Origin of the sequence: Pseudomonas sp. CMR5c (assembly GCF_003850545.1) — a bacterium.
GTDB classification, from domain to species: domain Bacteria; phylum Pseudomonadota; class Gammaproteobacteria; order Pseudomonadales; family Pseudomonadaceae; genus Aquipseudomonas; species Aquipseudomonas piscis.
On the sequence record NZ_CP027705.1, the window covers coordinates 5489014 to 5500420 of the forward strand.

Here is an 11407-nt window from a genome sequence, read left to right on the forward strand (position 1 = left end):
CATGCCACGTTTTCTCTGCTCCCTGCTGTTGCTGTGCCTGGCCTACAATGCCCAGGCCGATAGCTATATCACCCGCCTGTTGAACAAACCCGTGCCCGGCGGCGTAGCGGTGATCGACCTCGGCCAAGCCACCCAGGCGCCCAAGGCCAGCTACCAGGGCAAGCCGGTGCTGGTGGTCAAGGAACAGGCCAACTGGCTGGCGATCGTCGGCATTCCGCTGACGGTCAAGCCCGGGGCCCAGCAACTGACTAGCGCCAGCGGCAACCTGGGTTTCGTGGTCGGGAACAAGAAGTATCCCGAGCAGCACATCACCCTGAAGAACCAGCGCCAGGTGAACCCCAACCCGGCCGACCTGAAACGCATCGATGCCGAACTGGCCGAGCAACTGCGCGCCTACCGCAGCTTCAGCGCCAATACCCCGAGCAACCTGTTGCTGGACAAGCCGGTGAACGGGCCGCTGTCGAGCAAGTTCGGCGTGCGCCGCTTCTTCAACGGTGAGGAACGCAACCCGCATTCGGGCCTGGACTTCGCGGTGCCGGCGGGCACGCCGATCAAGACCCCGGCGGCGGGCAAGGTGATTCTCACCGGCAACTACTTCTTCAATGGCAACACGGTGTTCGTCGACCATGGCCAGGGTTTCATCAGCATGTTCTGCCACATGTCGAAGATCGACGTGAAGGTCGGCCAATCCCTGGCCCGCGGCGCAGTGGTCGGCAAGGTCGGCTCCACCGGCCGGGCCACCGGTCCGCACATGCACTGGAACGTCAGCCTGAACGACGCACGGGTCGATCCGGCGATCTTCATCGGCGCCTTCCAACCCTGATCTGCCTCGCCATAAGCGGACTACCGCCGGCCCTTTACGGCCAAGGGCGCTTGCCCCGAGGATTGCGCAGCTCGCGAGGACTGCGCAATCCACATAAAACAAAAAACCATCAAGCAGAATAAAATCTCGTCAATTTTTGAAATTCGAGTATTCCTCTCAATTTTTTTTCGTTGCTTGCCATCTCTGACCCCAATAGTTAGGGTTGAGCACATGAAAACCTCTCACACCCTCATTCAGCGTCGTCAACACCGGAGCCTCTGCCTCGTCAGCGCACGACTGCCAGGCTGAACCGCGGTTCCTCATCCCCCTGCGTCAACAATTCATTCTTGACTCACCGGCAGGCCGCCCCTTTTCGGCCCGGACCATAAGGATTTCGCCATGACCATGCTCAAAGATCCGTCCTCCAAGTACCGCGCGTTCCCGACCATCAACTTGCCGGACCGCACCTGGCCGTCGAAGACCATCACCAGCGCGCCGATCTGGTGCAGCTCGGACTTGCGCGATGGCAACCAGTCGCTGATCGAACCGATGGACGCGGTCAAGAAACTGCGTTTCTGGAAGACCCTGGTGGCGGTCGGTGTGAAGGAAATCGAAGCTTCGTTCCCTGCCGCTTCGCAAACCGACTTCGACTTCGTACGGACCCTGATCGAAGACAAGCATATTCCGGACGACACCACCATCCAGGTGCTGACCCAGGCCCGTGAAGACTTGATCGCCCGCACCTTCGAATCCTTGCGCGGGGCGAAGAAGGCCATCGTCCACCTCTACAACGCCACCAGCCCTTCTTTCCGCCGCATCGTCTTCAACCAGGACAAGGCCGGGGTGAAGGAAATCGCGGTGAATGCGGCCAAGCTGTTCGTCAAGTACGCCGCCCAGCAACCGGAAACCCAGTGGCAGTTCGAATACTCGCCGGAAACCTTCAGCGCCACCGAGCTGGAATTCGCCAAGGAAGTCTGCGATGCCGTGGTGGAAGTGTGGAACGCGACTCCAACTCATAAGGTGATCCTCAACCTGCCAGCTACCGTCGAAGTGGCAACGCCGAATATCTACGCCGACCAGATCGAGTGGTTCTGCCGCAACATCAACCGCCGTGACAGCGTGATCATCAGCCTGCACACCCACAACGACCGTGGCACCGGCGTAGCAGCTACCGAACTGGGCCTGATGGCCGGTGCCGACCGCGTCGAAGGCTGCCTGTTCGGCAACGGCGAGCGTACCGGCAACGTCGATCTGGTGACCGTGGCCCTGAACCTCTACACCCAGGGCATCGACCCCGAGCTGGACTTCTCCGACATCGACGGCGTGCGCAAAGTGGTGGAAGAGTGCAACCAGATTCCCGTGCATCCGCGCCACCCCTATGTGGGCGACCTGGTCCACACCGCCTTCTCCGGCTCCCACCAGGATGCAATCCGCAAGGGCTTCGCCCAGCAGCAAGCCGATGGCGTCTGGGAAGTACCGTACCTGCCGATCGACCCGGCCGACATCGGCCGCAGCTATGAAGCCGTGATCCGCGTCAACAGCCAGTCGGGCAAGGGCGGCATTGCCTACCTGCTGGAACAGGAGTACGGCATCAGCTTGCCGCGCCGCATGCAGATCGAGTTCAGCCAGGTGGTACAGCGGGAAACCGACCGCCTCGGCCTGGAGATGACCGCCCAGCAGATCCACGCGTTGCTGCACAGCGAGTACTTGCAGGCCAATACCCCGTACGCGCTGGTCAGCCATCGCCTGCAGGAAGAGAACGGCCACAGCTCGGTGGAGGTGGAAGTCGCGAGCAAGGGCCAGGGCGAAACCAACCTGCACTGGCGCGGCAAGGGCAACGGCGCCCTGGAGGCGCTGGTGGCCGGCCTGCCGGTACCAGTGGAAATCATGGACTACAACGAACACGCCATCGGCGCAGGCACCAACGCCAAGGCGGCGGCCTACATCGAGCTGCGGGTCAACGGTGAACGTGCGGTGCACGGCGTGGGCATCGACGAGAACATCACCACCGCCAGCTTCAAGGCCTTGTTCAGCGCCCTGAACCGCGCCCTCAGCGAACAGCAGGCCCAGGCCGCCTGACCCGACAGGCACCAGGTAAAAGGCCCCGGGGAGTCGCTCTCCCCGGGGCCTTTTTGCATCTGGCCGGCAAGGCCAATGCTTGCCGCCAGTCAGTCAGGCATGCACGTCGACACTGAACATGGCCTGCAGCAATGCCGCCTGCAGGACCTGCAAGGTGCTGCTGGTCTGGGCGATCTGCGCCTGGAGCTCCATGACCTGCTGGGCCTTCTGGTCGTCGCTGGCCTGGCTCTTTTCGGTACTGGCCAGCTGCGCCTGCTGTTGCTCGAGGATCTTCTGGGTCTGCTCGATCTGTTTTTGCAGTTGCTTGACCGGATCGCCCCCGCCCTTCACCGCATCGATACCCGCATCGGCGGAATTGACCCGCAGTTCCTTATCCTCGTCCTGTTCGATCCTGGCCGCTGGCGCCAGCGGGCTGGCGGCAGTGTCTTCGGCCCCACTAAAGCGGACTTTCGGCGCCACCGGCGGATAAGGATTGACGGTATTGGCGTTGATGCTGGTCATGAATGATTCCTCCTGGACTCATGTCCTATCGGCATCGGCCCCAAAGCTTGATGGGCCGCTGCGATCCTAGGTGAACCTGAAGCCGTCGGCATCGAGGTTGGCCGGAAACCGGGCGCGGTAGGCGGCCAGGTCCGCAGCCTTGAGGCAGACCTGGAATACCCCGTCCGCCTCTCCGGCACTGAGCAGGCTCTCGCCCTGGAAGTCCAGCACCTGGCTGTCGCCGGTGTAGGCGAAGCCCTTGCCATCGGTGCCCACCCGGTTTACCGCGGCGACATAACACAGGTTCTCGATGGCGCGCGCCGGCAGCAGCCGGTTCCAGTGCAAGCGCCGCGCTCCCGGCCAGTTGGCGGTATACAGCAGCAAATCAGTGTCCTGGGAATCGCGGCTCCACACCGGGAAACGCAGGTCGTAGCAGATCAACGGGCGAATGCGCCAGCCCTTGAGCTCGAACTGCACTTGGCGCTCGCCAGGAGTGAAATGCTCGTGCTCGCCAGCCATGCGGAACAGGTGACGCTTGTCGTAGTGCCAGACTTCACCGTCGGGGCGCGCCCACAGCAGGCGATTGCGGTGGCTGCCATCGGCCGCCTGGATGATCACGCTGCCAGTGATCACCGCATCGAGCTTCTTCGCCTGGCAACGCAACCACTTGCTGGTCGGACCATTCTCCGCTTCCGCCAGGGTCTGGGACTCCATGGAGAAGCCGGTAGTGAACATCTCCGGAAGAATCACCAGGTCGGCGCCACGGGCCTGTTCCAGCAACGGCTCGAAATGCTCCAGGTTGGCCTGGCGATCGTGCCAGGCCAGGGTCGTCTGGACCAAAGCCAGGTTCAGATCGGGTAGTGCACTCAGATCACGCATAGTTTCTCCGCTGCCTGACGCAGCGTCTCCTCGCGCTTGGCAAAACACAGACGCACCAGACGCTGCCCCTGGGGCGGCTGCTGATGGAACACCGACACCGGGATGGCCGCGACCCCATGTTCACGGGTCATCCAGGTCGCCATCTCGACATCGTTCAGGTCTGGACGAATCTGCGAATAATCCACCAGTTGAAAGTAGGTGCCGGTCACCCGGGTGAAACTGAAGCGTGAAGCGCTCAACAGATCACAGAACAGATCACGCTTGGCCTGGTAGAAAGCAGGCAACTGCTCGACGTGTTCCGGATGCTCGGCCATGAAATCGGCGAGAGCGTACTGCAAAGGGGTCACCCCGCAGAAGCTGACATATTGATGCACCTTGCGCAGCTCGACGCTCAAGGCCGGTGGCGCCACCACGTAGCCAGTCTTCCAGCCGGTGACGTGGTAGGTCTTGCCGAAGGAGCTGACCACGAATGCCCGCTGGTACAACTCCTCATGGGCCAGGACGCTGGCATGGGGCACGCCATCGAACACCAGATGCTCATAGACCTCGTCGCTGACCAGGTAGATGTCGCGATCGCGGATCAGCTCGGCCAACCGGTCCAGCTCGGCGCGACTGATCAGGGCGCCACTGGGGTTGTGCGGGGTATTGATGATGATCATCCGCGTACGCGGCCCCAGCGCCGCCTCGAGCCGCTGCCAGTCGATGGCGAAGTCGCCCTGGCCCAGTTGTACGTGCACGCAGCGACCGCCGGCCAGTTCCACCGATGGCTCGTAGCTGTCGTAGCTGGGGTCGAAGACGATGACTTCATCTCCCGGGCGGATCACTGCATGGATCGCGCAGAAGATCGCCTGGGTCGCCCCCGGCGTGATGGTCACTTCAGCGTCAGGGTCGACCTTGGCGCCATAGCTGCGGGCGATCTTGGCCGCCACCTGCTGGCGCAGCGCCGGCAGGCCGGTCATCGGTGCGTACTGGTTATGACCACTGGCGACATGCCGGCCGACTGCATCGCGCAGTGCTTGCGGGCCGTCGAAATCCGGGAATCCCTGGGACAGGTTGAGCGCTCCGGTCTGGGCCGCGAGCTGGGACATTTGCGTAAAGATGGTGGTGCCGACATTCGGCAGTTTGCTGGTGATCATGCGGGTTCCCTGCTGAACACCCGGCTCTACGACGGCGCGGGAGGTCCCGAGGATAGCCCAAAGCGCGACGATTGAAAAAGGGGCCCGAAGGCCCCTTTTCCTGTCACAGTTTCAAGCTCCAGGCCGCAAGCTGCAAGGCTTGGCCGCCTTGACCCGGAATGCTTGGTCAGCGCTTGTCGCGGCGCTTCTTGTCGGCTTTCTTGTGGTGCGACATCAAGCGGCGCTTCTTGTTGACCTGACGGTCGGTGAGCGTGTTCTTGTTGCCCTCGTACGGGTTGTCGCTGCCCTTGAACTCGATACGGATCGGCGTACCCACCAGCTTCAGCACGCGCCGGTAGGTGTTCTCCAGGTAGCGCACATAGGACTTGGGCACCTTCTCCACCTGGTTGCCGTGGATCACGATCAACGGCGGGTTGGCACCACCCAGGTGGGCGTAGCGCAGTTTGATCCGGCGGCTGTTGACCATGGGCGGGGCATGCTCGCTCACGGCGTCTTCCAGGATCTGGGTCAGGCGGCTGGTAGGCCAGCGGGTTACCGCCGACTTGAAGGAGTTCTGCACCGATTGGTACAGGTTGCCCACGCCAGTGCCGTGCAATGCCGAGATGAAGTGGATATCGGCGAAGTCGACGAAGAACAGCCGGCGCTCCAGCTCGGTCTTCACGTAGTCGCGCTCGCTAGGCTGCATGCCGTCCCACTTGTTCAGGGCGATCACCAATGCCCGACCGGCTTCCAGGGCGAAGCCCAGCAGGTTCAGGTCGTGGTCCACCACACCTTCGCGGGCGTCCATGACGAAGATCACCACGTTGGCGTCCTTGATCGCCTGCAGCGTCTTGACCACCGAGAACTTCTCGACTTCCTCGTGAATCTTGCCGCGCTTGCGCACACCCGCGGTGTCGATCAGCGTGTACTTCTCCTCGTTGCGCTCGAACGGGATGTAGATACTGTCGCGGGTGGTGCCGGGCTGGTCGTAGACGATGACCCGGTCTTCACCGAGCATGCGGTTGACCAGGGTCGACTTGCCTACGTTGGGACGACCGATGATGGCGATCTTGATCCCATCCTTCTCGCTCGGACCAGGAATACGCTTGGCTTCCTCGCCTTCGGCAACGATCTCTTCCTCGCCCTCTTCGAGCTCGTCGGCGTCATCCTTGGGGAATTCGCGCAGGGTGATTTCCAGCATCTGGCTGATGCCACGGCCGTGGGCGCCGGCGATCGGGATCGCGTCCCCCATGCCCAGCGGGGCAAACTCGGCGCGAGCCATGTCCGGGTCGATGTTGTCGACCTTGTTGGCGATCACGTAGGAGGTCTTGTTACGTTTGCGCAGGTGCTCGCCGATCATCTGGTCGGCCGCGGTGAACCCGGCCTTGGCGTCCACCAGGAACAGCACCACATCGGCTTCTTCGATGGCCAGCAGCGACTGCTCGGCCATCTTTTCATCCATGCCATGTTCGTCACCGGAGATACCACCGGTGTCGATGAGAATATAGGTACGCCCTTGCCACTTGGCCTCACCGTATTGGCGATCACGGGTCAGACCGGACAGGTCGCCGACGATGGCGTCGCGAGTCCGAGTCAGGCGGTTGAACAAGGTGGACTTGCCGACGTTGGGTCGGCCCACCAGGGCGATTACGGGAACCATGCGGCTCTCCACTGCATTATTTCAGAAAATACAAAAGCCGCTGCGAGGCAGCGGCTGGTGCTCGGGGCAGCACCTTGAAGTGCTGCAAGCCTTGTCCAGACAAGGCCGCTTGGGGAATCAACCCCAAGCATAGTCAAACCATTACTTGATGGTCAGGGCTTCCAGTTTGCCGCTGTTGCCAAACACGTAGATCATGTCGCCCACCACCAGCGGACGAGCGCGCAGGCCGTCACTGTCGATGCGCTCACGAGCGACGAAACGACCATCCACCTGGCTCAGCAGGTGCAGGTAGCCTTCCAGGTCACCCACGGCCACATAACTGGAGAACACTTCCGGTGCCGACAGTTGACGGCGAGCCAGGGAATCGTTGCTCCACAGGGCGGAGGTCGAACGCTCGTCGATGCCTTCCACGGTACCCGAGGACAGGCTCACGTAGACGCTGCCGAAGCCCTGGGCGACACCTGCGTAGCTGGAAGCATCACGCTGCCACAGCGGGCGACCGCTCTCCAGATCCAGGGCCGTGACACGCCCCTGGTAGCTGGCCACGTACAGGGTGCCACCGGACAGCAGCAGGCCGCCGTCGATGTCCACCACGCGATCCAGTTCGGAACGACCTTGCGGGATGGCGACACGCTGTTCCCACACCGGCACGCCGTTGCGGATATCCAGCGCCACTACCTTGCCGGTGGAAAGGCCGGCCAGGGCCAGGCGATTGGTCGCCAGCGGAGCACTGGTGCCACGCAGGGTCAGGACCGCCGGGGTGCTGTCGTAGAGCCAAAGCTGGTTGCCGGTGCTGGCATCGAGGCCGATCACCCGGTCATCCTGGGTCTGGACCACCACTACATCACCGTTGGTAGCCGGCGGAGCCAGCACTTCACTGGTGACACGGGCACGCCATTTCTCTTCACCGTTGGAAGTGTCCAGGGCGATCACTTCACCCTTGAGGGTGCCGATCATCACCAGGCCGTAACCCACGCCCACGGCGCCGGAAACCGGCAGCTCCAGGTCCTGCTTCCATTTGACGTCGCCGTTCATGCGGTCCATGGCCACCACTACACCGGTGACATCGGCGGCGTAGATGGTGCTGCCGTCGATAGCTGGAACCAGCATGTTGTAGGTTTCGCCCTGGCCATCACCGATGGAACGGCTCCACTGTTTCTGCAGGACCACCTCTTCCTTGAAGTCGACCAGTTCGGCCGGTGGCAGTTCTTTCTTGCTGTTGCTGCTGCAACCCGCGGCCAACAAGGCCAGGGCCAGCAATGCTGCATGTTTCCAACGGATCACGTCACGCATCCCCTTTGGCCAGGTCGTCGAGCTTGATTTGTAGGCCACCGACCGCTGCTTCATCCGACAGCGCCGCCTTGGCTTTCTGATATGCAGCATGGGCTTCGTCAATGCGGCCCAACTGGACCAGCAGATCGCCCTTGAGTTCTTCACGAGTGGCCAGGAAGGCCTTGTCGGCATCGCCGTCGAGCAGCTTCAGGGCCTCGTCGGCCTTGTTCTGCGCGGCCAGCACCTGGGCCAGGCGCTGACGCGCCACTTCGCCCAGGGTCGCGTTCGCCGGCTTGTCGGCCACGGCCTTGAGCTGGGCTACAGCGTCATCCAGCTTGCCGCTGTCCACTGCTACCTTGGCGACGAACAGGCTGCCGTACTGCGCATAGGCGCTGCCGCCGAACTCGCTGTTGAGCTTGCCGGCCAGGTCGGTGACACGGGCTGCATCCGGCTTGCCATCGGGCGTCAGGGTGGTTTCAAGCAGTTGCTGATAGAGCACCGAAGCGCCTTGCGACTGGTTGTTCTGATATTTGTGCCAGGCCTGCCAGCCGAACACGATGACCAGGGCCAGCAGGCCGCCGTTCACCAGGGGTTTGCCGTTACGCTGCCACCAGTCTTTCAATTCCGCCAGCTGTTCATCTTCGGTACTCGACACCCCAATACTCCTTATTCGCTAAATCGGCTGTTTGACAGCTTCAACCCTGCACGACGCAGGTGGCCAGGTGCGCAGCGAGTGCATCCCAGGCAATGCTTTGTTGTTCGCCCTGGCCACGCAGGGGCTTGAAACCTACCACTTGCTGGGCCATTTCGTCGTCACCGAGGATCAGCGCATACAGCGCACCGCTCTTGTCGGCCTTCTTGAATTGGCTCTTGAAGCTGCCACCGCCGGCGTTGACCTGCAGGCGCAGGTTCGGCAACTGGTCGCGTACCCGCTCGCTCAGGGCCAGGCCTGCCAGTTCGGCGGCCTCGCCAAAGGCGCACAGATAGACATCCACCTGGCGGGAGATCTCTTCCGGCACCCGCTCCAGGGTCTCCAGCATCAGCACCAGGCGCTCGATACCCATGGCGAAACCCACGCCCGGGGTCGGCTTGCCGCCCATCTGCTCCACCAGGCCGTCGTAGCGGCCGCCGGCGCAGACAGTGCCCTGGGCACCGAGCTTGTCGGTCACCCACTCGAAGACGGTCTTGCTGTAGTAGTCCAGGCCACGCACCAGCTTCGGATTGATCACATAGGGGATGCCAGCGGCTTCCAGGCGGGCCTTGAGGCCTTCGAAATGCACCCGGGACTCTTCATCCAGGTAGTCGGCCAGCTTCGGCGCGTCCACCAGCACCGCCTGGGTGCCTGGGTCCTTGGTGTCCAGCACCCGCAGTGGGTTGGTCTTGAGGCGACGCTGGCTGTCTTCGTCCAACTGTTCGTGGCGGGCCGAGAGGAACTCCACCAGGGCATCGCGATAACGTGCACGGGCCTCGGCGGTCCCCAGGCTGTTGAGCTCAAGCTTCACCGCATCGCGGATCCCCAGCTCGCCCCACAGGCGCCAGGTCAGCACGATCAGTTCGGCGTCGATGTCCGGACCGTCCAGGTTGAACACTTCCAGGCCGATCTGGTGGAACTGGCGATAACGGCCTTTCTGAGGACGCTCATGGCGGAACATCGGGCCGACGTACCAGAGCTTCTGCACCTGGCCGGCACCGGTCAGGCCATGTTCCAGGGCTGCGCGCACACAGGCGGCGGTGCCTTCCGGACGCAGGGTCAGGGAATCGCCGTTGCGGTCCTCGAAGGTGTACATCTCTTTTTCGACGATGTCGGTCACTTCACCGATTGAGCGCTTGAACAGCTCGGTGAACTCGACGATCGGCATGCGGATCTGCTTGTAACCGTAGTTATCCAGCAGCCGTGCCACGGTGCCTTCGAAGTAGCGCCACAGCGGCGTCTGCTCGGGCAGGATGTCGTTCATGCCACGAATGGCTTGCAGGGACTTGCTCACAAAGAATCCTTAATACGTTCGGTTAGCCACGAGCGATCAGCGCTGCGTCGGCCTCGACCTTTTCGGCCGCCTTCTGCCGGATCAGCTTTTCCAGCTCGTCCACCAGATTGTCATTGGTCAGTTTCTGCGACGGCTTGCCATCGATGTAGATCAGGTTCGGTGTACCGCCGGTCAACCCCACATGGGCTTCCTTGGCTTCGCCCGGACCGTTGACCACACAACCGATCACCGCGACATCCATGGGTACCAGCAGGTCCTCGAGACGCCCTTCCAGCTCGTTCATGGTTTTCACCACATCGAAATTCTGCCGCGAGCAGCTCGGGCAGGCGATGAAGTTGATGCCACGGGAACGCAGGTGCAGGGACTTGAGGATGTCGTAGCCGACCTTCACTTCCTCGACCGGATCGGCCGCCAGCGAGATGCGAATGGTATCGCCAATCCCTTCGGCCAGCAGCATACCGAGGCCGACGGCGGATTTCACCGTGCCTGAACGCAAACCACCGGCTTCAGTGATCCCCAGGTGCAGGGGCTGGATGATTTCCTTGGCCAGCAGACGGTAGGCCTCGACGGCCATGAACACATCGGAGGCTTTGACGCTGACCTTGAAATCCTTGAAGTTCAGCCGTTCCAGGTGTTCCACATGGCGTAATGCCGACTCCACCAGCGCTGCCGGGGTCGGTTCGCCATACTTCTTCTGCAGGTCCTTTTCCAGCGAGCCGGCATTGACCCCGATGCGGATCGGGATGCCGCGGTCACGGGCCGCGTCCACTACCGCGCGCACCCGATCCTCGCGACCGATGTTACCCGGGTTGATCCGCAGGCAATCGACGCCCAGCTCGGCTACCCGCAGGGCGATCCGGTAGTCGAAGTGGATGTCGGCCACCAGCGGTACCTTGACCTGCTGCTTGATCCGGCCAAACGCTTCGGCGGCGTCCATATCGGGCACCGAAACCCGCACGATATCGACACCGGCGGCTTCCAGGCGGTTGATCTGGGCCACGGTTGCGGCCACATCGTTGGTGTCGCTGTTGGTCATGCTCTGTACCGCGATCGGGGCATCGCCGCCCACCGGTACCGAGCCGACCCAGATCTTGCGGGACTCGCGACGTTTGATTGGAGATTCGCCGTGCATGAC

At 62.4% G+C, this 11407-nt stretch carries 10 protein-coding genes; 2 read left to right on the forward strand and 8 right to left on the reverse strand.

Features of this window, described 5'->3' with window-relative positions:
• Window position 1: 1 nt before the first annotated feature.
• Window positions 2-823, forward strand: coding sequence for a M23 family metallopeptidase (locus C4K40_RS25200; RefSeq protein WP_053131768.1), 822 nt, complete (start codon window positions 2-4; stop codon window positions 821-823).
• 378 nt (window positions 824-1201) lie between these two features.
• Window positions 1202-2881, forward strand: coding sequence for a 2-isopropylmalate synthase (gene leuA, locus C4K40_RS25210; RefSeq protein WP_022640688.1), 1680 nt, complete (start codon window positions 1202-1204; stop codon window positions 2879-2881).
• A gap of 93 nt (window positions 2882-2974) precedes the next feature.
• On the opposite strand, the gene C4K40_RS25215 is transcribed toward leuA, so the two are convergent.
• From C4K40_RS25215 to ispG, 8 genes are all read right to left on the reverse strand, one after another.
• Window positions 2975-3382, reverse strand: a complete 408-nt coding sequence (locus C4K40_RS25215) for a hypothetical protein (RefSeq protein WP_053131772.1) — start codon at window positions 3380-3382, stop codon at window positions 2975-2977.
• 66 nt (window positions 3383-3448) lie between these two features.
• Entirely contained in the window at window positions 3449-4240 is a 792-nt protein-coding gene (locus C4K40_RS25220; RefSeq protein ID WP_022640690.1) for an amidohydrolase, read from the reverse strand.
• On the reverse strand, window positions 4228-5376 hold the full coding sequence (locus C4K40_RS25225) for a pyridoxal phosphate-dependent aminotransferase (RefSeq protein ID WP_053131775.1): 1149 nt from the start codon (window positions 5374-5376) through the stop codon (window positions 4228-4230). The genes C4K40_RS25220 and C4K40_RS25225 overlap by 13 nt, the downstream gene beginning before the upstream one ends.
• A gap of 166 nt (window positions 5377-5542) precedes the next feature.
• Window positions 5543-7015: a ribosome biogenesis GTPase Der gene (gene der, locus C4K40_RS25230; protein ID WP_022640692.1), complete on the reverse strand. Its 1473-nt coding sequence runs from the start codon at window positions 7013-7015 to the stop codon at window positions 5543-5545.
• Window positions 7016-7156: 141 nt separating this feature from the next.
• Window positions 7157-8308 (reverse strand): outer membrane protein assembly factor BamB, encoded by a 1152-nt coding sequence (gene bamB / locus C4K40_RS25235; RefSeq protein ID WP_022640693.1) that lies wholly within the window; start codon window positions 8306-8308, stop codon window positions 7157-7159.
• The gene (locus C4K40_RS25240) at window positions 8301-8942 is read right to left on the reverse strand and encodes a tetratricopeptide repeat protein (protein WP_022640694.1); all 642 of its coding nucleotides are present in this window, start codon (window positions 8940-8942) and stop codon (window positions 8301-8303) included. The genes bamB and C4K40_RS25240 overlap by 8 nt, the downstream gene beginning before the upstream one ends.
• Before the next feature lie 40 nt (window positions 8943-8982).
• Window positions 8983-10272, reverse strand: a complete 1290-nt coding sequence (gene hisS / locus C4K40_RS25245) for a histidine--tRNA ligase (protein WP_053131778.1) — start codon at window positions 10270-10272, stop codon at window positions 8983-8985.
• A gap of 22 nt (window positions 10273-10294) precedes the next feature.
• Entirely contained in the window at window positions 10295-11404 is a 1110-nt protein-coding gene (gene ispG / locus C4K40_RS25250) for a flavodoxin-dependent (E)-4-hydroxy-3-methylbut-2-enyl-diphosphate synthase (RefSeq protein WP_022640696.1), read from the reverse strand.
• Window positions 11405-11407: the final 3 nt, after the last annotated feature.

Excerpts from the sequence above, each read along its gene's own strand:
- C4K40_RS25215 (WP_053131772.1), bottom strand. The coding sequence starts at position 3,382 with ATGACCAGCATCAACGCCAATACCGTCAATCCTTATCCGCCGGTGGCG.
- C4K40_RS25225 (WP_053131775.1), bottom strand. The coding sequence starts at position 5,376 with ATGATCACCAGCAAACTGCCGAATGTCGGCACCACCATCTTTACGCAA.
- C4K40_RS25220 (WP_022640690.1), bottom strand. The coding sequence starts at position 4,240 with ATGCGTGATCTGAGTGCACTACCCGATCTGAACCTGGCTTTGGTCCAG.
- bamB (WP_022640693.1), bottom strand. The coding sequence starts at position 8,308 with ATGCGTGACGTGATCCGTTGGAAACATGCAGCATTGCTGGCCCTGGCC.
- C4K40_RS25200 (WP_053131768.1), top strand. The coding sequence starts at position 2 with ATGCCACGTTTTCTCTGCTCCCTGCTGTTGCTGTGCCTGGCCTACAAT.
- ispG (WP_022640696.1), bottom strand. The coding sequence starts at position 11,404 with ATGCACGGCGAATCTCCAATCAAACGTCGCGAGTCCCGCAAGATCTGG.
- leuA (WP_022640688.1), top strand. The coding sequence starts at position 1,202 with ATGACCATGCTCAAAGATCCGTCCTCCAAGTACCGCGCGTTCCCGACC.
- der (WP_022640692.1), bottom strand. The coding sequence starts at position 7,015 with ATGGTTCCCGTAATCGCCCTGGTGGGCCGACCCAACGTCGGCAAGTCC.